Source organism: Maribacter sp. MS6 (genome assembly GCF_056839185.1).
Genome location: NZ_CM166389.1, coordinates 3,018,674 through 3,044,427 on the forward strand (window position 1 = coordinate 3,018,674; position 25,754 = coordinate 3,044,427).

A 25,754-nucleotide genomic window follows, 5' to 3' on the forward strand; every position below is an offset into this window, starting at 1 on the left:
CTATTTATTTTTCACATTCATTTCTGCTTTAAATAAATCAAGGGCTTTTTCAAATGCTTTCTCAGATGTCGTTTTAAAGTCTGGAACAACACCGGTTAATTCCCAATTAGTATTGGTTTTAGCACTTATAGGGGCAGCAACAGAAATGGAAATCTTAAAGTCATGGGGTAAATCAAAAAAATCATTCATATGTGCTGCGCCAGCACTATTTTCACCTACAACAACAGCTTTATTGAAAGCCTGTAACGTATAGGCAAAGTATTCTGCAGCAGAGCCTGTTCTTGCATTTACAAGAATATATAAAGGAGTCCCTATCCTTAGCTTACCGTAAACTAAATCTGAAGTGTAACTTTTGTCCGTACTTGAACCATCAGCAAAATGAGTTGTGTGCAAGTGTTCCGGAGGTCCTTCAAAATAATGATTTAGCATATACTCCATGATACCAGGGTAACCACCTCCGTTATCCCTAAGGTCAATGATTAGTCCTCTGGTTTGCTCCACAATTTTCATAGCGGCTACTACGGTTGCCATGGATCTTTTAGGATGCATAAATTCCACTATTTTGATATACCCTATATTATCTGGTAATACTTGTATATGAGTAAATCCAAAATTCTTGTCAACCTCATCTCTCTTTTCAATTTCTTCCCAGTCTAACTCTTCTTCCGTATCCGTTGATTTTTTTTTACTGACATACAAATGACCGTCATTTCCTAGATCTCTAATATCTTGTGTTAAGGCTTCTACTAGCGCATTGGGATTGGTAAATTTCACATACTTGTTCGGAGTTAAGTTTTGCTGAAATTTTCTTGAAATTTCTTGACCTTTTTCTGGGAATACATAGTGGTCACTAATCAATTTAGGTATCGCTTCAGTGATTTCTATAATCTGCTTTTTTGATAGGCTTTGCGAATAAACTATACTTGTTGAGGAAATAAAAAAAAGAAATACAACAACTATTTTCATTTGAAATTTTTAAGAGTTTGATTGAAATATGATAATTTTTAATGAACAAAATTATCGGTATCTGATGGCTATTCAAATTTATTGTAAAAGGTATCGGAAAGGGTATCATTGGGAACAGTGATACTTACAAATCCGAACTTGTTAAAAAAATGTTTATTTAAAAATTCCCTCTCTTAACTCATTTCCTTTAATGTTATCCACTAAATGCAAATGATTTTTAGACAAAGTCAGTTCTATGTTCTTTTGGATTTTTAGTTTAATATTAAACCGTTAAATACAATCACCCGTTCTTTTGAAATTTAGTACGAATCAATATTGTAAAATTGAAATACCTTTTTGAAAATGGATTTGATGCATTTATCCAATTTTAATTATTTATTTTGAAAACTAAATCCATTTTATCTTTAAAGGATTGTTCTGCTTTGTAAATGATGAAAACTTCCAATAGTCCAGCTAGCATTTGAATTGGAAATCCAGCAGGATTTGTAAAAAGGAAAAAAATACCTGCACTAATTTCAAGCGCCCCAGCTAGCGTACATATAAGACCTAAAGAAGAACGGATTTGAATCAGTGCTATTCCAAAAATAATACTGAGTATACCGAAGACAAAAGAAATACCAAAATGTACAATAATACTGTTAAGCGATTCATTATAAAGCGAAACAACTTCATAGGAAAGAATGAAAATCATTACACAAATCAAGATTTTTGTTACAATTTGCAATATTGATTTGTTCTCTTTGACTCCTATAAAAATAAATCCTTTAATAAAAAAAATGAACGTAAATGCCACTAGTATTTTCACCACCAAATAAGCGTTTTTACTATACTCCAATATTGGCATAAAACTCGAGTCAAGTACTCCCATAAGTTCAGCTTCCTTGACTATTCTTGTAAAATCCATAGGGCCTTCTATTAGCCCTAGCATTAGATATACAATACCTGATATCCACGACAGTTTAAGTAATCTTATATGGTTTATCGCAGGGACTTCATCTTGTTGAAGCACTTCCATATTTAATTCTAGGGCATATAGTATTTTTTCAATCGTATAATTTCTGGGATTCGCTTCTCCGCTTTCAATACGTTGAATAGTTCTAACACTAATTTTAGAACGTTCGACTAAATTTTCCTGCGTTAATCCTTTAGATTTTCTCAGTTCAGCAATTTTCTGTCCCAGATATGGTTGCTTCATTAAAGAATTTATTTTCTTGCAATTTCTCTTTTTTATATAAATCTACAAATTTTATAATAGCATTTATACCCGCCATTTACACGTCGTTCAATTATTGTTCTTTAGGAATAAATAAGATTGGATATATGATTCTTGAAGATTTCTCAAATCAAAGTCTGTAATGTAAAGCGATCTCAAAATAATTTATCCATTTCTTTACTTGGTTCCATTTGATAAATTGAGTTAGCATCTACTAGCTCTAAAGCAATATTTTTTTTATTCTTATTTTTTTTAAGCTCTTCTTAAGAGTTTAATGGATTGTCTCAAAGCATTTCATCAGTTATATTTTTCAAATTATAAATTAGGTAAAAATTATCAATTTCATTATTCTAAAGTTCAACTCACCTTAAATGGTTATTGTTGAAATCTGTTTAAAATTTCCTTACCAGCTTCCCCAAGCGTTTCCCCAATAGCTTTCATTGCCAATCCACGTCCATTATCCCCATTTGTCATTACCACAAGCCCACGTTTACTTTTGGGAAGCAGCACGATCAAAGCATTGACCCCTGTATCGCTACCTGCATTAAATAGTGCATATTCGTCATCGGGAAGATTGTTGAACACAATCCAACCCAAGCCGAAGTCAATCCCTTCTCGGACCTCAGATTGCGGACTTATCATTTCGTTATAAACCGCTTCATCAAGATATTTTTTGTTCAGTACATTGACACCTAAGTTGCCGAAATCTTCTATGGTGGTCAATAGATTATCCGCAGCATTGGCTTCGTATGCCTTTTCATATTCGTAGGCTTTTCCCTCTTTATCATGGGTGCCAACAAAACGTGTACTATCCAGTTCTTTGTTCCAAACCAGATGACTATCCTTCATCCCATTAGGTTTAAAAACCAAGGAATCGGCCAGTTTTTCCAAAGACGTATCGAATTTGCTTTCCAAGGCTTTTCGCAGGTATTCGAACCCTTCACCTGATTACTGGAATTTTGTTCCGGGTTCGAATTGGAAGGCCAGTTTTTTATCCTCGTTCATCCAACGCCAATTGGGTGCAAAGAATAAAACCTAAAAAAGGCGTACTGTGCAAGAGCAACAGCCACTTTTTTTGAATGGCTTCTTCCTTTGGGTTTTCCAACGGTAAAAGATCTTCTACTTCTATTTCCAAGGCAGCTGCCAAGAGTTTAACGGTCTGAAGGTGTGGGCTTACCTCGCCCTTTTCGATACGTTGTATGGTGCGGAGGGTTACCTGTATTCTTTCCGATAGTTCTTCTTGGGTATATCCTTTTGACTTGCGTTGGTACACTAGATTTTTTGCGATAGTTTTGCTTTCCATGATTTATCAATTTGTTTGGTACAAAGCTATTGCCATTGGTTGGTCTTTATCACGACATTTGGGTGTCACCTAGCTGTCATTTTCTTGTTTTATCAGTATTTACCACCTACTTTTCCCCTAGAAGGCCCTCAATAATTTTAGCATCAACCCAATAAATATCCTGATTGCTGGTATAGAAAAAATACTTTCCGTCTTTACTTACAAACGGACAAAGCTCATGGCCTTTACTATTTATCAAAGCGCCCATATTTTTTGACTTAGTCCATGTACCATCCGTGTTTTTAAAACTGATATAGAGATCACCTCGACCTAGGCCATCTGGTCTCGTGGCACAAAAAATAATATAGGATTCCTCTGGGTCTATAAAAACATCGGCTTCATAGGCTGAAGTATTTATAGAGTCGCTGAGTGGAACTGCCTTTTGAAATTCCCTGTCAACAGTTTTTGAGGAATAAATATCAAAGCTGGACCCATTTTTATTGGATGAAAAATACATAGTACCATCGTTGGTAAATGAAATGTAATATTCATCATTCGATGAGTTGATGCTTGGTCCGGCATTTATCGGTTCGGACCATCCACTTTCCATTCTTTCTACATACCAAATATCATAGTCTTTTGAATCGCCACTACCATTTAAAGGTCTTTGGGAAATAAAATAAAGTCTATTCTCGTCAGGGGAAAGAAATGGATCATTAGTACCATAATTCTCTTGTGCTAAAAGTATTTCTGGTTTACTCCAAGTGTTTCCGATAAGTTTAGAATATCGGATCTCCTCCTTCCCATTGACATTTACTCCATAAAAAAACTCGGTTGCATCCTCGTTCAAAACGGATCCAAATTCATATTCGTTTTCGATAGAAATCAAATGGGGAGCAAAAATCTCCGGAGTCGTGGTTGGTGGCTTTTGACCTAGATATTTTAGTTTTTCATCTGCTTGAGTTTGTCCAAATAGAATGATGGACATAGAAAGATTTATTAGTAGTAAGGATAGTCTCCTATGGTTGTATTTCATAGTTGTCCGTTTTAGCACTCTCCATTTATTTTACCATCGAAGGGAGTATATACGCTTCAAATATTTCCCGTGACTGATTCCCTTTTCTATTCCTATAATTTCCTGCGGTTATCACAACTACAGTTTCCAGCTCTGGAATTATAGAAAGAAATTGACCTCCGGCACCTCGTGCTTCAATGGATTCAATTTCTTTTCCATTAACAATATAAGTGTCGTGCCACCATAGATAACCGTACTCATTCTTGTCCTTGTAATCCTGCAATCGACCGTACTTTTTAAAAGATTCCTCAACCCAACTTTCTGGAATAATTTGCTTCCCTTTCCAATTACCTTTATTAAGATAGAGTTGACCGAATTTGAGGAAATCCCTTGGGGTTAAAAGCATACCTCCACCAAAATAGGGTATCTCTTCTGTATTGTCAGTATTCAATACATAATTTGTAATGCCCAATGGTGAAAAAAACTTTTCTTCCATGAAAAGCTCTAATGGTGTATCCAAACGCTCATTTAAACTGACACCAAGCAAAAATGGATTAGCGGATCCATAGTCAGTATAACTGCCAGGGTCCTTTTCCATGGGCGCTTCTAAAACTGTTTTTAACCAATTATCCGATTGTTGGTAGTAATCTTCATAAGCTTTATCATTTACATCTAAACCTGAGCTCATGGTCAACAAGTCTTTAATTGTAATTTTCGACTTCAAAGGATTTTTTGTGTATTGATATTCTTGTGGTATAAAATCATATAGCTTTTGGTCAACACTTCCTATTATCCTGTCATTAATTGCAATACCTATAATGGCGGACGAAATACTTTTAGAAGCAGAACGGGTATCGTGAGGAATGTTGATATTAAAACCATCGAAATATGTTTCGAAAACGAGCTTGTTTTCCTTTGCAATTAATACACTATGGGTATTAATCAATTTTTTGGCGTTTATGCTATCGATTAATTGTTTTAAATTTCTTTTATTGATACCATAGTTCTCAATCTGGGCTGTCTCCCAACCGTCGTCCAATTGTTTAGGCATATTTACTTTATCGGAATTAGCTACGTCATCAGTACTATATTCCCAACCATCTTTAGAAAACCTTAAACTTGTTTTGGCAAGAAAGGCATCGGTTAAAAGTATCTCAAGTTCAATGGTGTTTTTCAGAAACTCAGCTCGAAAATTAAAACCCGCGTTTTGGTCTCGAAATAGAAGTGTATCTCCTTCCTTTTTAAAATCGGTTGCCCAAAACCCTCTGGACCTTTGGTCCCCTAAAAAGGGATAAGCGGCAAGTTTGCCATCTTCCGTATTTTCAACATATAGATTGATATCCTTAGACTGCAGACCATTATCTAACATAAAAGGATTCCAAGATCCAGTGTACTTGTTATCACTTGTTTTGGGAAGGTTAACGTGATAAAAAAATCTTCCAGTTTTAATAAACCCGGTCAGTGCCTGTCCCTCCTGATCAGACATTAAATTGAAAAACAGCTCTTGGTCTAGGTTGAATTGTATATGATCTTTACTGGATGATTCTAAATTTTCATCAATGAGCATTTCATCATTGGCTATGGTTAGATGGTAATTAGCTCCTTCTAATTTCTCTAAGGATACATAAAAGTTGAAACTTTTTTTATTGAGCAAAAACCCAACCCACTCACCTTGATAGTCTTGTATCTCTTTTTGTGCGCAACTGGAAAAAATGAATGACAGTAGCACTATAATTACCGTATGATGTTTAAACATGGTTTTAAGTTTTTTACCAAAAGTAATTCGTTAATACCATTAAGAATTGTATCAGATTAACATTGCCAATTTTCTTTAATTTTTTTCGATACCTACTTGGATTCATATTAAAATAGGATTTAAAAACACGATTGAAATGACTTTGGTCTGAAAAACCTGATTGATATGCAATTTTTGTCAATGAGTTATTTGGGTCAAGAAGAAGAGGAATAGCTTTTTTTAATTTCTGTTGCCTTACATACTCTCCAAGACTTGTGGAGAGATATTTTGGTGCTGCCCTTGAGATATGAACGGGATGTATTCCAAGCTGGTCTGAAAGATATCTCAAGCTAAGATTTGAATTATCGAAATGTAGTAACTCTTTCAGATTATTTATCCAGTCTGGAACATTCTTGACATTATCTTCTTTTAAGCCACCTAATACTTCACAGATTTGTAATAATAGAAGTTCTACAGTGACCTCACTGTATGTATCTGAGCGAATAAATTCATAGTATAACTTAGCGAAAAGAAAATGCACTTGAGGATTTTGAATTAATTGGCTGCCTTCAAATAAGTCCAAATCTATCCCGTTATTATCGAACCATTCTTTTTGAAATTCTAAATGAAAACCATTTGCATTTTCAGAATGTTTAGAACCATAATGAACTTCTTGCCAATTATTGAACATTAAACTTCCTGATGGGCACAGGGTCTTCACTTTCTTATTGCAATCCATCATATCTCCATTCAGAACAAACCAGAAATAGGGATTCTCGTGGTAATGCCAATCTGTTTTATCAGTAAAGTAATTATATCGAGATAATATAATACCATTGAAAGATTTTTCTAAATCTTGTCTTCCATAATACTTTCCTTTGGTCAATATTTTCACTGTTGTTCTTTATTATTTTTTGTTCTCAAATGTTGGAAGAAAAACATCTTTCATTATGGCAAACGGCAATTTATCTTCTTGTGAATTATACGCGCCACCGGTAAACACCGCAACCATTTCCATTTCTGGAAAAATCATAATATACTGACCACCATTTCCGGTGGCCATTTTGGAAATGACCATATCTTCATTTAATTTAAATGGGATGTTCCACCATAGATATCCATAATCGATTCCTGTGATTTTAGTTTTTGGAGTGGTCGATTCCCCGATCCATTTTTCGGAAACGACTTGTGTTCCGTCCCACTTTCCGTTGTTGAGTATCAATTGTCCGACTTTTGCCATGTCCCGTGAAGTCATATACAATCGCTTGGCTGAAGGAATCACTTCTTTGGTGGATGTATGGCCCCAACTTATATTTGAAATGCCTAAAGGTTCGAACAGGTATTTTTCTGCAAATGCATCGATGGTCATTCCCGAGGTTTGACTTATGATTTCCGCCAGCAACAGGGTGCCCATTGAGCAATAATTTGAAACTGTTCCTGGTTCATTGACCATGTGTAGGTCTAGTGTGTATTGAACCCAATCCTTTTTTCGATACACTTTGTCCTCTTGTCCATCAGATTTCTTGTCCCAGTCGTTACAATCAAGTCCGGTCGACATCGTTATTAAATGTCTTATCGTAATTTTATCCTTTCTTTCATCTAGATTTTTTTTGGGCACTTTATTTTTGAGATATTTTGAAATGGGGTCATCAATAGTACCAATGAATCCTTTATCCAATGCAATTCCCAATAAAATGGACCGTATGCTTTTGGTTACTGAACGTAGGTCATGTTGCTTATTCACAGAATGTTCATTGAAATACTCTTCAATAATGATTTGGTTATTTTTTACCAACAAAGCACTGTGCAGTTTATTTTTACCATTCAGCACCTGACTGAATAATTGGTAGATTCTTGTCGTATCTATATTTTGCGATTTCAGATAGTTTGTTTGCCATCCGTCCCCGAGTTCCAATGGTTGTGAATAGGTATAGGTGTTTTGGCCATAAGAAAGTACACTTATGAATAGGATAAAAATTGTTAAGGTTGTATTTATTCTCATAATGGGTAATGGCTCTTGCTTCATAGATTCACTTAGCAAAGTATGTATTTTACAAATTGTTAGTTGCTTTTTTCTTTCTCTCCTATGATTCCAATTAATTGATCCACAGCATCCATATGACCATTAAAGATGTTCTCTCGCGAAAACACCTCTAATCTAACATCAGGTTCAACACCAGAAACCTCATAGAATAGGCCATCTTTATCGACCAATCTTTGATTGGAATACGTGGTATAAAAATTCCCGATTGACTTGCCCAACATACCGGACAGGGTTCCCAAAGTATTCGTGCCGACAAGTTTTACATTCGGTAGCGCATTCATCATCATAGCAAAACCCTCAGCAGCACTTCTACTAATATCGGTCATTAGCACATAAACTGGTTTTGTGAATGCTTTTGAATCAGCAGGATGTAACATGACATCATCTTCGTCATAAAATTCACCATTATTGTAGACTTGACTTTTGTGAGAAAAGACAGGGACTTCTGTGAAATAGCTCGCTATCGTGAGGGCAGTTGCATCATATCCACCAAAATTAAAACTGACATCAATTATGATAGCATCTTTATCTTCAAAGGTTTTTATGATATCCTGCATATAAAAATTAAGGCTGTCTATTTGCTGCTTTCTTGAAAATTCTTTTTTCATAAAACCAGCAAAAGAATGAATGTTGATATAACCAATATTTTCTTTTAAATGGCCCCATTCCAATTTGTCATTTGCTCTTTTTTGTCCGTTTCCTTGCAACAGACTATCCGATATGTTTTTGTAATTGGTCTCAAAGAATACATTGAAATATTCGTTAAGGTCTTTGATTTCAGATTGACTGTTGAAGACCTCTTTAACAATTTCTGCCGATGGCGTTAAGCGATATTGAAGCGTCTTTCCGTCCGCTGAAATAACTTTTGTATGTTGGTCTTTGGTCAGGGTCGCAAATTTTCCCATCGTATTAAAAAGTGTTTCATTGCTCGATGAAATACTGTCCTTGTAATCCTCAAAAAGGACTTGCCAGTCAAGATTTCTTTTCTGACTAAATGCATAGTTTTCCTACATCGTCTCCATATAGAGTTTAAAGAGTTCTTCCGGACTTAGCTTTGTCAATTCAGAAAAACCAATGCTGTTCTCTGGGAGTTTGTCGACTTTGATAAAATCTTTTTTTGTTTGTAAAGTTTGGGTATTATTGCCAAAATCGGTCAAATAAATTCCAAGGGTATCTTCACGAAAGGTAAATTGACTTTGTGAATTTAATAGACCTTCTAAGTAGTCATTTTTCTCTTTGTAGGTAAAGCTTTTGGTATAGCTATATAATACTATACTATCTGTTCTTGCTTCGAGATAATACCCATTTCCAATCGATTTCCATAGTCCCAATATTTTTGGGTTGACGCTATTTTTTTCGTTGAGAAAAGTATATTCAAGTGTATTCTCGGGGATTTTCTCTTTGTTTTGGGAACAATAAGAGAACAAAACAATGATTAATATGTATAAAACTCTTTTCACTTTTTAATAGTCCTTAAAATTGCTATTCCGTCGCTGGTTGAATGATTTCTCGAATCGTCGCCCATCCCGTAGGGCTTTTGTCATATCTTATATAGGTAACCATGGTTCTACCCTTGAAAATGAATGGTTCGCCGCCTTGTTTTGGAGTTCCTTTTATGACAAATCTAGTTTGCTCAATGGCCATATTATCTTGCATTAAAATAGACTCAACGTCATTTTCAATAAATTCCAGGTTGAAATTGTCAAGTGTCCCTGCCAACCCTTCCATGACTTCATCCCTGCCATTTTTAATATCATTATACCCTAGTGCCTTTATTACATCGGGATGGTGCAACGATTTAATCTTTTCAACATCACCCTCGGAAAACGCCTTTCGGATGACTTCTCCGTGGTTCAAGATTTCTTGTTTCCCTTGCTCCTTTTTTGTCCTTTGGATTCTAATAAAAGTGCCTCCGTAAAAATTGCCCGTAGGTTTGTCCTTGGCATCATATTGAATAGACATAAGGTCATATTCGTTGGCATCGACCCATTTGTACGTATATAAACGGTAGGTTCCTTCCGGTTCTCCTTCAAAAGAAATCTTTAAGGTGACATCTCCGTTTTCGTTTACAGTTCCTTTGCCCACTCCGATTCTTGATTCTCCGAAACTGGATAAATGTTCTACTTCCTTGGTTACCGGATTATAAGTCCAAAGGATATGTCCGTTAGGCTCGGGACCATCAATAATGGATATCAAACTATTCTCAGTATTAATTCCTGCCGAAACCGTATGATGTTTTGGAATTTTAATAAGCTCGCTTCCATTTCCCCAGTTTTGTGACCAGTCGTCATTTTTAAGTGTCCATTCGCCAATAAATTTTAAAAACTGGTTCTTTGAGTTCTCATGATTTCCATTTTTAAGTTCTTCATTTGACGCCCTACCATTTAACTCAAAGGAAATGGAGGTTTGCTGCGAGTAAGTGTCCGTTGAATGGATTATCACAAGCAATAGGAAAAGTCTTTTTAAAATGTCCGTTGCACTCATAGTTAAAGTTTATCAGTTTTTATTGTTAGTTGATTTTAATTGCCATATGTTCATTTCCAAGATATTACTTATTACTCGCTCCTTAAACTTTTTCCCGGATTTATATTGGCTGCTTTTATAGCATGAAAGCTAACGGTCAATACAGTAATGGCCAATGCCCCCATAATTGCCATTAAAAACGACGACCAAGAAATATCCATTCGATACTCATAGTTTTGTAACCATCGGCCCATAAAATGATAGGCAATGGGGATTGCGATTATACAAGATATTGAGACCAGAATTATAAAATCTTTAGAGAGCATTTTCCATATGTTCGATGTCGATGCTCCCAAAACCTTTCGTACTCCTATTTCCTTTGTGCGTTGTTCGGCAATAAAGGATGCCAATCCAAAAAGCCCGAGGCAGCTAATTAAAATTGCCAAAAGGGTGAAAACTCCGGCAAGATTTCCCAAACGCTGTTCAGAACGAAACTTTAGGTCATAGTCTTGGTCAACATAACGATAATCAAAATTAGCTGAGGGAACTACGTTCGCGAATACGGCCTTTATCTTTTCAATTGCCGTATCAGTTATTGCGTCAGGCTTGAGTTTAATATGCATGAACTTGACATTATCGTAGTTTATATAGTAGACCGCTGGCTTTACCGGACTAAAGGGTGATTCCATAACCATGTTTTTAGCAACGCCGATAATTGGCAAAGGTTCACTATCGCCGTAAGTAAGAAAGGTTCCTACTGCTTTCTCCAAGCCCATATATTTAACGGCGGCCTCATTGATCACCAGCGCGGAGGAATCTGTAGCCATTTCGCGTGAAAAATCCCTTCCTTCCAAAAGTTCCCATCCTACGGTTTTACCATAATCATGGGTAATGGCCATAAGTCCGAAATTATCTTCCATTTCTGGATCTTTTCCAGGCCAGTTGAATCCTCCTCCACTATTATAAATTGCGATTTGCGGTGAGCGCGATTGAGCCATATTCTCGACGACACCTGTGTTTTGTAATTCAGAGCGTAATAAATCATATTTGCCATCGTAATCCGGATTGTTCATGTTCAAATAAATCAAATCACTACGGTCGTAGCCCACTGGGCGGTCTTTTGTAAACTGTAGCTGTTGATAAACGATAAGTGCTCCGATAGCCAAAATGACCGATATACCAAATTGAAAAACCACCAACGCTTTTCTGGGCAGGGCTGTGTAACGCCCTTCTTTAAAAGTACCCTTCAATACTTTTATGGGTCGGAAAGAAGATAGGTAGAAAGCGGGATAGCTACCGGCAAGTAGCCCTGTTAGTGTTGCAAAAGAAAACGTTGAAGTCCAAAATAGGATATTTCCCCAAGGAATGCCCATATCCTTTCGGGCCAACTCATTGAACAAGGGTAGCGTAATAAAAACCAATATGACGGATAGCACAAGGGCTATCATGGAAACCATTAGCGACTCGCTCAAAAATTGGTTTATCAATTGATTCTTCTTCGACCCCATAGTTTTTCTAACCCCCACTTCCTTGGCCCTTTTTTCGGAACGGGCCGTACTCAGATTCATAAAATTGATACAAGCCAAGACCAAAACAATTATGGCTATTGCTATAAAAAGCCATACGAAAGTAATACGCCCTTTTGAGGGTATTCCTTGTTCAAATTCGGAATACAGGTGCCACTTGTTCATCGGGTATACAAATGGATATACGCCAGCTTCTTTATAACTATCCGCCAATTCTTGGGGAGCATGTTGTTTATAAAACCCTTGTAAATTCGAGTTGATCGCTTCAAAGTTCACTCCGGGCTTTAATTGTACGTACATATTAAAGTACCAGCCATCCCACACCTCTTTAACGCTTTGAAATAGCTCGTCATTTGCTTCGAACAAATTCCAGTTGGCTAGGAATTGCACATCATGAAACTGGGTATTTTTGGGGAGGTCCTTGTAAACACCTTTTACCACGGCATTCATTTCGTTATCGACTTTTATTGATTTATCGATAGGGTTTTCTTTTCCAAATATGGCATATGTGGTAGACTCCGATAATACAACTGAATTCAATTCTTCCAAACTTGTGCGGCTTCCTTTTATCATTTCCAAAGACAGCATGTCCAGCGCTCCCTTTTCGATAAATGTTCCCGTTGCATTGGAAATCACTCCCTTATTTGAAATGTTATGAACCTTGATCCAATCGGCCCTTAGCATATGTTCAAAATAGTCATTGTACTGTTCTTTTAAAACACTTCCAAAAGTGTACATGGTAGCGGGCGTAACTTCTATTTCGCTAGTTTCGTGATTTTTGCTACCATGGTAGATTTGACCGATCCGGCCATGGTTCTTATGGTAATCGTTGAACGTAAAATCATCGACAACCCAAAGCCCGATTAGGATAACGGTTGCCATGCCCAGCGCCAGGCCAAAAATATTAATGGCCGAGTACCCTTTATTTCTTAAAAGATTACGCCAAGCGATTTTTATATGATGATTCAACATAATAGTGGTGTTATATGATTTAAAGTAGAATGAAATAAAGTTAAAACCTGTAGTAATTCTTTCATTAATACCAATGTTCAATATAATAGACGCTTTTTTACCCTAAATAGTTGCTTGCTTAATGAAATTCATAAATATTTTGCTGGCATTTTCATAAATGAAAGTGATACTATTTTAAAATCTCCCCAAAATCTCTTGTCCGGCTTCGCCTAAAACCTTTCCAATCATTTTCATGGCCAAGGCTCTGCCGTTGTCGCCATTGGTCATGACCACAAGCCCCCTTTTACTTTTGGGAAGCAGCACGATCAAGGCATTGACCCCTGTATCACTGCCCGCATTAAATAGTGCATATTCGTCATCGGGAAGATTGTTGAACACGATCCAACCCAAGCCAAAACTTATTCCTTCGCGAACTTCGGATTGCGGACTTATCATTTCGTTATAAATCGAATTTTCAAGATATTTTTTGTTCAGTACATTGACACCTAAGTTGCCGAAATCTTCTATGGTGGTCAATAGATTATCCGCTGCGTTGGCTTCGTATGCCTTTTCATATTCGTAGGCTTTTCCTTCTTTATCATGAGTGCCTGCAAAACGGGTGTTGTCCAATTCTTTGTTCCAAACCAGATGACTATCTTTCATTCCATTAGGCTTAAAGACCAAGGAATCGGCCAGTTTTTCTAAAGAAGTATCGAATTTACTTTCCAAAGCACTGCGTAGATACTCGAACCCTTCGCCGGAGTATTGGAATTTTGTTCCGGGTTCAAATTGGAAGGCCAGTTTTTTGTCCTCGTTCATCCAACGCCAATTGGGGAAGCCTGTTCTATGGGCCAGAACATGCCGTGTGGTCAGCTTTTTATAAAAAGTATCATCTCGCACATCGGGATCTATCCAATAGGTGTCCAGCGACTCGTCCAATTTCCAATTTCCTTTTTGGACCAATTGCAAGGTCAACAAAGTGGTAATGGTCTTGGTCAAAGAGGCGACATCGAAAATGGTGTTGGTCGGCGCTTCAAGATTTCCTAGGATTTTGCCTTCTACCTGAATGGATTTCAATTCGCCGTTTTCGATGATTCCTATACCCATAACTGGGACTTTCATCTCATTCAGTAATTCTTTTATGGTATCCGGATTTGGTATCGTTACGGATGTGTTTTGTTGAGCCCTGGTTTGTAAACCTGCGGCTATGACTATTGCTAATGCTAGAATTTTTTTCATGTTTTCAGTTAATTGCTCTTTTTTAAAAGGGTGTTGATTTCGTTCCATTCCGCTGAATCGTACATTGAATAACTAGCGTCGTTAATGGTCTCAAATCGCCTGTCCCATTTTCGCCAAATAAGCACTTTTACTATTCTTAGACTTAGTTTTTTGCTGTTTTCATCCGGTTGATTAGCTAGTTTAATCGAGGCCTTGTACAGTTGTTCATTACTCAAATCGCCGTAGGCTTGAATCCCTTTTTTAATATTGGAAAGTGCGGAATCTATTTCTTTTGCCTCCAAAAACCCTTCGAACTTGGTATAATTTGACTGCGACTCTTCGAAAACAGTTTTCGCTTCTAGTCGGGCATCTTCTGGGGAAGGCAAACGATAGGCAACACCATGGTAATAGGCATAGACTTCAACGGGTTCAAGCAATCCAAGCGCAAATCTTCTTTGATTGACTTGTGATGGGTTTTCTATGGGATAAGGTGCGTCCCGTCCCATGCTTGCTCCATAGGTTTGTTTTTGCCAGGTTGTCCTTGCTATTCTATCTGTCAATTCCGCAAAATGGTTAGTATCAAAATCACCCTCTTCAACCGCTTTTTTTATGAGGGAAAGACATTTCTCCTTGAAAAAAACGTCAGGATGGTGCTGCGGAATCGCCCAGGCAATCTTGGCCCCGTCTTCCCCAACAAGTTTGTTTCCCGGCCAACCATGAATTTCGATAATACTATCCAATTTGTTCTTGTTGATCTCCCAGCGATTTTCAACGGGCTCGAATAAGCGGTCATCATCTTCGGAAGGAGCTGTACTATCCAATAACGCCCTGTTTTCCTCATATTCGGATAAGGCAGCTTGGTCGGCGGCCCACATTTCTTCCAATACGGCCAGAAGTTTCGGATCCTCTATGGCTTCTAGATATTCTTTTCTTTTCTGTTCGGTCTTGGCAATTAGTGCCTCCCACCTTGAATCGTTTTTTAATGAAGAAAGTTCAGGAATCGAGTGCAATAATCCTGAATCTCTTAATCCTGTTTCAATTGCCTTTTCAATGGCTAAAAACGCTTTATCATCTTCTTCATTTGGGGCATAAATAGTGGCGCATACGAAATAGTTTTCCCAGTTCTTTTTGGGCATGAGGTTCGTGGCTTCAAATAAAAGATCTGCCGACTCCGTATTTCGATTTTTATCCAGCGCTTCATAAGCATCGATTAATTCAATAGCCCATTGCGGGTTTGCAGTTGCCATTTCCTCAGATGCATCCGATTGCCGTGGTTGGGTGCCACTATCCTTGCAATTTAAAAAGAAGCAACTAAGAAAGAGTACTAGTGCAAAGTTCAAGCTAATGGGAGTTTTATTATTTTTCATGATAAGTTTATTCTGTTCTGATAGCCTCCTCGACCACATTCCCACTTTCCCGAACAATAAACTTGACGGTTTTTCCTGAAGCATCCTTTACAAACTCCAAAGTAATGGGAGCTTCTTTGATAAAGAAAAGACTTTCACTTTCCGGATGCAATTGGGCCTTCATCTGTCCCGCATCCATGTGTAAAGTGTTTTCGGCCGATAAAGCAATGATTACCGCACCTGTGTTGGGAGCTTCATATTGTCCCGCATATGTAGAAAGGGTTTCCGCGGAAAGTTTGACTACGGTTTTAGCACTATTCTCCGATACCTGTTGGTGGTCATAACTCAATACCCGGGACATTCTCCATTGTTCGTTTTCCAACTTCCAAACGTGGGTAAATTTTGCTTTTTCGATTAACTTTTCGTCCTTGCCGGTTTCCTTCAGGTAAAAAACATGTTCGCCAGTAATGATTGCTCCGTAGTTATTTAACGGATATACATGCACGCTGCCCTCGACAGCTTTGCGACGCAATCGTACGTTTTCATCGCCGCATAGTCCATTGGCGACCTGATCCAATAATTTGGAGGAGGTGGTTGTAAGTCCACCCTTGTCATGGTAGAATTCCAAATCCCCAGTTAAGAAAGTTTTAAAACTGTCAAGGTCACAGGTGTTGTAAGCCTCCCAGAAATCGGAATCCAATGTTAGAATGGTTTCCTGTAAATTGTCAGGCAAGGCTATTTCCTGCGCCTTTATTTGATGGCTAAAGACTATCCACACTAATAGAATACTGAAGCCAAGCTTTGATTTTAATGTCATGTTGTTGATTTTTGATTGATGAATGATCGGTACTAAATAATAATGATAACTTTTGTAATGATTTGTTACAATAAACCCTGTCAAATTTCAAATTTTATCTCGTCGGAACTATTGAAATCTAACAGGGCCAATACCTATGATTATTGATTAAAACCGTATCGCTCGTAGTCCCGGTGTTCCATATTGGGAAATGTATAGGATACGTCTTCTATGATCTGCGGCAATTCCATTTGGTTGGGAAAAAGTAGCCTCGTCCAATGCGCCATCTGTATTTCCTCTTTCTCCGGTTCCGGCAAAAACTTCCGTAGTCCCGTCAAAACCGACTTTGAATATTTGGTCTTCGTTGATGCCAGTCGCATAGATGTTATCCTCGAAAATCGTCATATAGCCTATGGCAAAACCTTGGGTCAAATCGGGAATGTTGGCTATCAGCGAAACCTCTCCTTCTTGGGTAATCTTCAGAATATCGGCCGTAAAGAAGTTGGCGGCGATGATATTCCCCTCATAGTCCACATCGATCCCTACACAGCCAAAAAGGCGGTCATCGGTGGCCAATACGGATATGGTGCCATCGGGCATTACTTTATGTATTGTTGGCGCAAAGAAATTGGCCGAGTAGATGACATCATAATCATCTTTGGCAAGGCCTGAAGGCCAACCTGCAATTTCGCCCACTTTGGAGGATGTACCGTCGGGAGCAAGTTTGACCAACACACCGGAAACCGCATCGTTATTGTTCTCGGTGTTGAAATACAGATTGCCTTCACTATCCTGAACGCTGCCCATAGGCGCTTCGAAACCATCTGCCTTTACCTCAATGCCATGTTTGGTAATTTCAAAAACTTGGGTCCCATTGTACTTTCCCAGGTCGGCATCGAATACCCCAAAGTTGGAGGCGAAAATAGTTCCATCAGGGGCAACATGTAGCCCGTCGTTGGCAGGAAAATCCTCCCCAATCATGGTCGTTACTTTTTGTCGTTTGGGGACTCCACCAATATAATCCTTAAAACAGGAGGTCAAGGGTAACATGCCTATGCATGCCACTAGCAGTCCGACTTTTCTGAATACATTTCTTTTTTTCATCGTATTAAAGTTTTAATTGTTATGAAGTAAAACTAAGGTTACGATGTTGCGATATCGACACATTGGGTACAACCATACCATCTTCTAGGCTACTTTTTGGTTTTTGACATAGTTACTTGGCGTATCTCCGGTAACACCTTTGAACGCCCTATTGAACGTGGCCTTTGAGTTGAACCCTACGTCCATGGCAAGGGCTAACAGGGTATGTTTTTGATGCTCTTGATTTTCTATTTTCTTAACAAATTCTTCGATGCGATACTTGTTTATATAATCGTAAAATGTCGCTTGATATACTTGGTTCAAAAGCCACGATAAATTATTGGAAGAAGTGTTCAATTTTTCCGCAAGTGCTTTGAGGGTAAGTTCAGGTTGAAGGAATACTTTCTCCTCCATCATAAAGAAGTTAAGTCGCTTTTGAAGTTTCTGGATTTCTTCCGGTTTAAGTCGGTCTTTATCGGATTTGGATTTCTTTTGGAAGGGAATACGGAATATTTCCGGTTGCCGAAGGCTATAGTAGCCTACCACGTAAATGAACAGGGGCGTCGATATCCACATCGTTATATAATTGATATATGCAAAAGGTCTTCTTAGGAAATTCGTTGATAAAAAACTGATTAGCCATAACACTATAAAAATAAACAATGTTGCCAGTAAGAACGTTAAAAATTGAAACACCTTCGGATGGAAGGAAAGCTGTTTTTCCTTTTGGGAAGCATATTCCTGTACCAATAGAAACGTCTTTGTCCAATAAAAAATAAAGGACACGATTCCCGCAGCCTCAACAATGAAGAACATCAGGTTCAAGTTGCCCGATGCATACATCGTATTGAAATCGGCAAGTGGAATGCTCAGCGTCCAGAAGTAATATCCTAGATGTAGCACCGCTGGGGTATAATGGAACCAACTCAATCGAAACTTTGGACTTTCGGAAAAGACCAAACGTCTTACATAGGTGTAAATAAGAGGTCCAAAGAGAAAAATCGTGGTATCGACCAGGACCCCGAATCGCCACACCCAATCTTCGGGAATACGATAGGCGGTAATCCTACCAAAAAGCATTAGAACCGCGCAAAGTAGTAGCCACGAAAGTATACCGTTCGCCGCTTTATTACGGTTATCGAACAATTGTAGTGAAATGGCCAAGAAAAGCCCTTGACTGACCCCAAGGAAAAGGATAATATCTACGTAGTTAAAATTGGCCATGAGTATTGTTGTACAATTCTCGAAGTTAAAACTTATTAGGTTGGGAATGGTATCAATGGGTACGATGATACTTCATGAAATGCCTTATTTACGAATATTCCAGATTGACTTAAGTATTCTTTAAAACGGATGTTTACAAGAGTGAAATAGTTTGAAGAAGTACTTTTTGATCTAGGATGCCTGTTATCATCTCTTTTAATATTCTCGTTAATTCCCTTTTGACGGGACACTTTTTCATCTCTTTACAAAAAGCGACTTTTGTATGGAGTTTTATTTTTTTGGATTGTGCCTTAGGGTGGAAAGGATGGACACAGTATATCTCCCCCGCCGAATTAAAGTGAGTATAGCAATATTTATTGCAAATCCTTTTATGGCCTAGTCTGAAGAGATTCTTTCAGTGGTTCACTTTGACGGTTTTTGCCGCTATGAAGGCGTTGTCGAAATAAATCATAAACTTTAGTTCCCTTCAAACAATATGAGAGTAAGGTTTGCTAACAATAAATAAGTTTTAATTATTGGCTTTTTTAGTCTCTGGTAAAGGAGTTGTTTTGTTAGATAGCTGCTTTACTTTTTGTTTATTATTTACACACTTTTGTAATATGGGAAACAGATTTACCCAGAGTATTTTAGTGGCGGAATCCTTTAATCCGCAACAAATCAAATACTTATATGTTTTTAGGATACTGGCACTGTTTTTTCATTAAATGTTGTGAGTTTAACATGAAAACAAATTTAAAATCACAAGAACATGAAAAAGTTATTTTTAGTTGGAGCCTTGGCTCTCGGAAGTTTATCGGTTATAGCAAATAATTCTGCACTAACTGCGAATGAAGTTGTTACCTTAGATTTACAAGAGGATTTTACTGAAATTTCAGTATCTAAGTTACCTTCGGCCGTTACAGATGCTGTCGCCAAAAGTTACCCTACCGCAACCATTTCGAAGGCGCATATGAATAACAAAAAGCAATATAAGTTAGAAGTAGCCCTTGAGGACGGGACTACGGGAACACTTTATGCTGATGAGGAAGGTAATTGGTTGGACTTATAAAAATATTATAGTTAGTCACTATTAAGTTGGTTTGGTTTGAAAGGGGATGGCGTGTTGCTGTCCCTTTTTATCTTTGAAATTAGTTTGAAGAATAACGTTTTAAGATATTTAACAAAACCGGTCAACTACTTTGGTTAAATCCTACGTACATATTAAGAACCTATATGCTTTCCCATGCCTAAAGTCTTAATTGTTGAAGATGATATTGCTTTTGCACAAATGTTATCGAAGTTTCTGGAACGAAAAGGCTTTACTGTTGAAACAGTCCACACTGGTATTCAAGCAGAAGGTATATTAAAGGAAAACCTTATGGATATTGTACTTACCGATGTAAGACTCCCTGAATATGACGGCACAGCGTTACTTACCAAAGTACCGAATAATACCCAACTAATTATAATGACAGGTTATGCCGAGGTTATCACAGCGGTAAAAGCCATTAAGGAAGGTGCTTATGATTATATAGAAAAGCCCTTTACTCCAGAGCAGATTCTAACAGTGATCCAAGCAGCTTTAAAAAGTGATGGAGGACATACGAAGCAAAACGCTTCATCATTAAAAGAACAGACCAGACCAATAATTTCAACAGGACCATCCCAAGTACCAATGCTTGTCAGTGAGGCTGCTCTAGCTCTGGAGGAACATATTTCTTTGGTAGCCCCGACTGACATGTCCGTTTTGTTAATCGGAGAAAGTGGAACCGGTAAGGAGGTTACAGCAAAAAGAATTCATGAGCTTAGTAATAGGCATAATGGTCCTTTCGTTGCAATAGATTGTGGTGCAATCCCAAAGGAATTAGCATCTAGCGAGTTTTTTGGTCATCTAAAGGGAAGTTTTACGGGGGCTATTAACGATCATGTAGGAAGTTTTGAAGCGGCCCATGGAGGAACGTTGTTTTTGGATGAAGTGGGAAACCTATCATATGGCAATCAGATTCATTTATTAAGGGCGGCACAGGAAAGAAGAATTAAACCCGTTGGCAGTACTACGGAAATATCGGTAGATGTACGCATTATTTCTGCCACTAACGAGGACTTAAAAAGTGCCGTGAAAAATGGAATGTTTAGAGAAGATCTCTATCATCGATTAAACGAGTTTTCTTTACAGATACCTTCTCTGCTCGACAGGTATGGCGATTTGAAAATTCTTGCCACCTATTTTTTAAAAACTGCCAATACCGATTTAAACAGAGAGGTAGTCGATTTTTCAAAGGATGTATGGGAACTCTTTAACAACTATCATTGGCCAGGTAATATTAGGGAGCTTCAAAATGTAATACGGCGTGCTGTCTTGCTAACAAAAGGCAATATGGTGTTGCCGCAAGTGTTGCCCAAAGAAATGAAACAGGCTAATACGTTAAATGGCAAAAGCACTCTTACTAAAGTGGAATTTGAAAAAGAACAAATTTTAAAAGCGCTAAAACGAACCAACTTTAATAAATCCAAAGCAGCAAAGCTGTTGCAGATTACAAGAAAAACCTTGTATAACAGAATTACCCATTATGATTTGGATGTATAACTAAATCATAATTTGCCAATGCATTTATGAGTTGTTCTAAGGCTATATATAGTTCTTGAAACTGATCAGGCCTTACGTAAATGTAATTTGCCGCAGGATTTAATTTTTCCATTTGTTTTAATATAGGTATACAGCTCATGATATCCATTTGGCGGAACATAGGCAACATGCGGTGCGCAATTGCACTTAATTTTTTATGGTTTTGCTGTTGTTGTGCGGTTATCAAGTCCTTCTTGTTTTTAACGGTTTCGTTTTTAAATGTCAGTAAAAGATCTTTAATTGCTTTTGTATCGTTTCCTAAAAATAATTTCACCTTTTCCACTGAGAATAATTCTTCATGCTGAAGACTAACTCCTAATTTTTTAGATGTAGAATCCTGAGTGGTTGTGTGTTCTATTTCGCTAAAACTACTGACAATGTTTAACAGCTCCGTTGCCGTAAAAGGTTTTTTTATAACTGCGGCAAACCCTTTTTCAACTAAAAGGTTTGCTTCTAAATCTTGCCTGCCTGTCATGGCAATGATAACTTGGTTCGTATAATGTGAGTACGGTTCAGACCTCAAATTTTGGATTACGGCATAACCACTTGTTTTAGGCATTTCAATATCGGTAAGGACGAGGTCGTAGGATAGGTTTTTTTGATGTTCGAGTTCGTCAAAATCGTTTAAAAGAATTGTGGAAATATTGGCCTGCCCCAAAAGTTCCCCGATAAGTTGAAGCAAGGTGCTATCGTCCTCAATAACAAGAATGGTTAATGCTTTTTTATTGAAGAGCGTCTCTTGAGTTTTAGTGATCCCCTCATTCTCATCAGCAAATGCGATAGGAAGGTTTAAGGTAAATACACTTCCTATGTTCGGGATGCTTTCTACCTCTATATTGCCACATAAAAGTTCTGATAGTCTTTTTGAAATGGTAAGTCCCAGTCCATATCCTCCCTGTTTTCCGATTGCGTTGTTTTCTACCTGTATAAACTCTGTAAAGACTTTTTTTTGTTGTGCCTCTGTAATACCAACACCGGTATCCGATATACGGATGCTTAAGGTAGTTCCCATATCGGTTTTTTCTGTTATCACTCCTATTTTGATTTCTCCCTCTTTAGTGAATTTATAGGCGTTGTCCAAAATATTGGATAGTATTTGCGTAATTCTGAGCGCATCGCTGAAGATAGGTTCGGCCGGGCTTTCATCAATATCTAAAGTCAGGGAAATGGCACTATTGCCGTGGAACATGGCTATGCTTTCAGCGGTCTCCGTAATGAGCTTGCCTAGGTTAAAAGCGCTGTTTTCCGGAATCATTTTACCCGCTTCTAACTGCGAGAAATCCAATAAGTCCTGCACTAGTTTGTTTACGTATTCAACGGATGATTTTAGCCGTATAAGATGGGCATCCTGCTGTTGGGACAATTCGGATTTCTTTAAAAGTTCCATATACCCGAAAATACTGTTAAGAGGGGTACGTACATCGTGGCTTACCGCCCTAATAAGATGTTCTCTGCTTTTGAGCAAAGACTCCGAGACTTGTTTTTCCTTTTCTAGTTTTTCGCGATACAATTTAGCTTTCAAGAAATCTCTTTTCAGAATAACAACGAATATGCCTACAACCATAAATCCTAAAAACGCCGCCATACCGGCCAAACGAATACTTCGTTTTAGAACAGCCTCTCTTTTAATAATTTCCCCAAAAGTGTTCATCAGGATTTCGTTTTCTAAAGAGGCTAAGATTTGGCGGAGTTGCCTGGAGAGCTCCAAATCGGCCGTGCTGATTGCATATTCCTTTGCAGCTAGGGATTTTTCCGCTAGGGTACTTTCCCTATCCAATTCTTTTAACAAAGCTTTGGATAACCTTAGGATACTGTCAGTTTTTCTCGCTGTTTGAGCATTGGAATCGGTCTGTGGCACGTTTTCGTTCAGATATTGAGCAACTTTTTTTATAGCTTCCTGGGCTTTTGGAGAAAGTGAAGTTAGATTAGGAGCCAAGGCCTCAGGGGTTATTATACCCAATGAGGCTTCCATTTCACTGAATTTGTCCAACGCCCCCGCGATAGCCAAGCTATTCGTATTTTTTGCTTTTAAGGCGAGCAAGTCCTCAATATTTGCCTTTTTTTTGCCAAGTAGCCATTTTAGACTGTCCAACAAATGATGTTGTGCCGAACTTGCCGTCAGCCTTTTCATGCTATCGACAGTAATCTGTACCGAATCTATTTTTAAGGAATATGAAGTGAAATTTTGTTCCTTTTTTGACTGTATGGCTAACTTGGACAAGCTTTCTGCCTCGTGCAATTGCGTTAATAGGGAATTACCTATCAGTAACTTTGTTTCGCTCTTAGCTTCTGTATCGTCAACCAGATAATCCCTTACTTCAACATATACAAAAACAGATACCAGTAGGGCCAATATACCTAGTAGTAAGTAGCTGATGATGATTTTTAAGGTGGATAAGGTTTTTGGACTTCGCATACATTCTATGTACGTAGAAGACTTCGCATTACGTTATGTGGGAATGTTAATTATTTTTCACATGTACGTATTGAATTCGTTGCGGCGGCGAAAATATATTCTAAAGTCACTCTAATTAGTGCGTGGTGTAAATTAAAAAGCAGGTAGCATGGGCGTAATAATTATAGGTGACAAATCGTTGGTACAACGAAACCGTTAAGCAGAGTTAATTAATTACTATGACTATGTTTTTAACCCTGAGCTTAGTTGTAGCACTTAAATTAGACAATCGGTTATAGGTTTCAATAAGTTCAAAAAATACTAAATACTTCAATTTATCAAAGAAAGTTTTTTTTATCTCTTTACTAATTGTTTGATACATCAACATATCTAATGTTAGCGGAATACATATGCTTATGATTTCAGATTATACCTAAGGGAGATATTTACCAACGAGTCTTACCATTAAATCATTCAATTTTTCAACCTCAAACTCTCCAATTGTAGGTTCCAGGTGATCATTACCAACTCCACTATCATCCGTTATAAAGACATAGGTCCCATTTGTCAAAATGGCAAAAGAACGCATTAAATATTCCGTAGACTTATCTATACCAGATGCTGTAATCGGTATTATCTTAATACCTTTTTCCGCAGCTTTTGTTATAGTTGTTTCCAAACTTGAAATGACTTCTTGGTTGTAGTGTGGTGGTGCATCTAACAATAGAAACAGTATGCGTGCGGAAGCATTATCGTTCCACGAATTTTGTGTTATGGCAACATCCATGGCGGAATGAACCGCCTCAGGGAAATCGCCCCCGCCGTCGGCAGATTGGTCTAATATAAAAGAAGTCAGGCTTGTCTCATCTGATGTAAAATTCAAATGACGGGTTACATATTCGTCGCCTTCATCTCTATAAAAAACCGATCCAAAACGCATTTCCAAAAAAGGATTGTTATGTTTTATCCGTTCAATGACATCATTCAGTTCGGCTTTCAAATAATCGATTTCATCCCCCATCGAACCTGTTGCGTCAACCGCAAAATAGATATCGATTATTTTTTTGTTGTCTATAATTTTGTTTAAGCTCACAAGGTTAATACCATTCGAATACTCGACTACATCAACTATCATCTCATCAATATCTTCAAGCTCAATACGAGCATTCAGTCCATTAAGCTCTGAATCGGACCATAAGGTGGCTTTTCCTTTGTTATCCGTTTTGGTTTTCCAAACCTCGATGTCACCGGATAGAAGCGTAATCTTTGCATTTGCAACCAATGATTCATTTCTATCCGTAATCACAAAACTATACCTTTTTATTTCCTTAAGGTTCCATTTGTTTACATCATTATAATACTCCTGATTACTCAATAAATTATTCCAGAAATCCCAATTATCAAGATCGTTCCATTCACCTGCGGTTAAAATCCCTGGTTCGAATTCTCCGTTTGGATTTCCGCTTCCCCAATCGCCTGTACTTGTAGTTGAACCTCCAGAGGTCGATTCCGAAGATGCGGCATCAAGATATAGACCTCCATTAGATTGAGCTGAATCAGGTTCAGTTACCTTATCGAACAAACTTGTTTTGCCACTTGCTGTTTTTTCTTCAATTGTATCTTCATCTGTCGAACAGCTCCACAGTAATGCTACAATTGCAATCGGAACTAATTTAATTATACCGCTTATCCGTATCATAGCATGGTGTTTTATTATAGATGGATAAAAGTAGAGAAGGTTGCGTATAATAAACAAATTTTTAGATATCCTAAACAAGGTCAATGTCATAATATTAATACTTATGTAAAACCATTAGTTAGAAACCCACGCTGTTACTAAAGGGTATTACATGATGGATAAACTTATTTATGATATATACAAATATTAGGAA

The 25,754-nt window shown here is 37.7% G+C and carries 21 protein-coding genes; 2 read left to right on the top strand and 19 right to left on the bottom strand.

The window, feature by feature from the left end:
* The 17 genes from MS6x_RS13195 to MS6x_RS13275 form a co-directional block, all read right to left on the bottom strand.
* A complete protein-coding gene (locus MS6x_RS13195) occupies positions 1–966 on the bottom strand; it encodes a S41 family peptidase (RefSeq protein ID WP_482602793.1) in 966 nt (321 codons plus the stop codon).
* Positions 967–1,333: 367 nt separating this feature from the next.
* Positions 1,334–2,161, bottom strand: a complete 828-nt coding sequence (locus MS6x_RS13200) for a helix-turn-helix domain-containing protein (RefSeq protein ID WP_482602795.1) — start codon at positions 2,159–2,161, stop codon at positions 1,334–1,336.
* A 393-nt stretch (positions 2,162–2,554) separates the two neighbouring features.
* On the bottom strand, positions 2,555–3,094 hold the full coding sequence (locus tag MS6x_RS13205) for a serine hydrolase domain-containing protein (protein WP_482602797.1): 540 nt from the start codon (positions 3,092–3,094) through the stop codon (positions 2,555–2,557).
* 76 nt (positions 3,095–3,170) lie between these two features.
* Positions 3,171–3,482 carry a helix-turn-helix domain-containing protein gene (locus MS6x_RS13210; protein ID WP_482602799.1) on the bottom strand — a complete coding sequence of 104 codons (312 nt, stop codon included), beginning with the start codon at positions 3,480–3,482 and terminating at the stop codon, positions 3,171–3,173.
* Between the two features lie 106 nt (positions 3,483–3,588).
* Positions 3,589–4,497 (bottom strand): TolB family protein, encoded by a 909-nt coding sequence (locus MS6x_RS13215; protein WP_482602801.1) that lies wholly within the window; start codon positions 4,495–4,497, stop codon positions 3,589–3,591.
* Between the two features lie 25 nt (positions 4,498–4,522).
* Positions 4,523–6,232 (bottom strand): serine hydrolase domain-containing protein, encoded by a 1,710-nt coding sequence (locus tag MS6x_RS13220; RefSeq protein ID WP_482602803.1) that lies wholly within the window; start codon positions 6,230–6,232, stop codon positions 4,523–4,525.
* 13 nt (positions 6,233–6,245) lie between these two features.
* Positions 6,246–7,106 (bottom strand): helix-turn-helix domain-containing protein, encoded by an 861-nt coding sequence (locus MS6x_RS13225; RefSeq protein WP_482602805.1) that lies wholly within the window; start codon positions 7,104–7,106, stop codon positions 6,246–6,248.
* Positions 7,107–7,118: 12 nt separating this feature from the next.
* Entirely contained in the window at positions 7,119–8,213 is a 1,095-nt protein-coding gene (locus MS6x_RS13230) for a serine hydrolase domain-containing protein (RefSeq protein WP_482602807.1), read from the bottom strand.
* A 59-nt stretch (positions 8,214–8,272) separates the two neighbouring features.
* Entirely contained in the window at positions 8,273–9,160 is an 888-nt protein-coding gene (locus tag MS6x_RS13235) for a S41 family peptidase (protein WP_482602809.1), read from the bottom strand.
* A 102-nt stretch (positions 9,161–9,262) separates the two neighbouring features.
* On the bottom strand, positions 9,263–9,715 hold the full coding sequence (locus MS6x_RS13240) for a hypothetical protein (protein WP_482602811.1): 453 nt from the start codon (positions 9,713–9,715) through the stop codon (positions 9,263–9,265).
* A gap of 22 nt (positions 9,716–9,737) precedes the next feature.
* A complete protein-coding gene (locus MS6x_RS13245) occupies positions 9,738–10,739 on the bottom strand; it encodes a YybH family protein (RefSeq protein WP_482602813.1) in 1,002 nt (333 codons plus the stop codon).
* A 71-nt stretch (positions 10,740–10,810) separates the two neighbouring features.
* Positions 10,811–13,216, bottom strand: coding sequence for an FtsX-like permease family protein (locus tag MS6x_RS13250; RefSeq protein WP_482602815.1), 2,406 nt, complete (start codon positions 13,214–13,216; stop codon positions 10,811–10,813).
* Between the two features lie 174 nt (positions 13,217–13,390).
* Entirely contained in the window at positions 13,391–14,434 is a 1,044-nt protein-coding gene (locus MS6x_RS13255) for a serine hydrolase domain-containing protein (RefSeq protein ID WP_482602817.1), read from the bottom strand.
* An 8-nt stretch (positions 14,435–14,442) separates the two neighbouring features.
* Positions 14,443–15,780 carry a DUF6624 domain-containing protein gene (locus MS6x_RS13260; RefSeq protein ID WP_482602819.1) on the bottom strand — a complete coding sequence of 446 codons (1,338 nt, stop codon included), beginning with the start codon at positions 15,778–15,780 and terminating at the stop codon, positions 14,443–14,445.
* Between the two features lie 7 nt (positions 15,781–15,787).
* Positions 15,788–16,576, bottom strand: coding sequence for a nuclear transport factor 2 family protein (locus tag MS6x_RS13265; protein ID WP_482602821.1), 789 nt, complete (start codon positions 16,574–16,576; stop codon positions 15,788–15,790).
* Positions 16,577–16,723: 147 nt separating this feature from the next.
* Positions 16,724–17,659, bottom strand: a complete 936-nt coding sequence (locus tag MS6x_RS13270; RefSeq protein WP_482602823.1) for an NHL repeat-containing protein — start codon at positions 17,657–17,659, stop codon at positions 16,724–16,726.
* Between the two features lie 84 nt (positions 17,660–17,743).
* Entirely contained in the window at positions 17,744–18,862 is a 1,119-nt protein-coding gene (locus tag MS6x_RS13275; protein WP_482602825.1) for a helix-turn-helix domain-containing protein, read from the bottom strand.
* 748 nt (positions 18,863–19,610) lie between these two features.
* Here MS6x_RS13275 and MS6x_RS13280 point away from each other — a divergent pair.
* On the top strand, positions 19,611–19,910 hold the full coding sequence (locus MS6x_RS13280) for a hypothetical protein (RefSeq protein WP_482602827.1): 300 nt from the start codon (positions 19,611–19,613) through the stop codon (positions 19,908–19,910).
* A gap of 174 nt (positions 19,911–20,084) precedes the next feature.
* Entirely contained in the window at positions 20,085–21,428 is a 1,344-nt protein-coding gene (locus tag MS6x_RS13285; RefSeq protein ID WP_482602829.1) for a sigma-54-dependent transcriptional regulator, read from the top strand.
* Here MS6x_RS13285 and MS6x_RS13290 read toward each other — a convergent pair.
* Complete coding sequence (locus MS6x_RS13290) at positions 21,403–23,883, bottom strand: hybrid sensor histidine kinase/response regulator (protein WP_482602831.1); 2,481 nt, start codon at positions 23,881–23,883, stop codon at positions 21,403–21,405. The genes MS6x_RS13285 and MS6x_RS13290 overlap by 26 nt on opposite strands.
* A gap of 412 nt (positions 23,884–24,295) precedes the next feature.
* Complete coding sequence (locus tag MS6x_RS13295) at positions 24,296–25,561, bottom strand: vWA domain-containing protein (RefSeq protein WP_482602833.1); 1,266 nt, start codon at positions 25,559–25,561, stop codon at positions 24,296–24,298.
* Between the last annotated feature and the right edge of the window lie 193 nt (positions 25,562–25,754).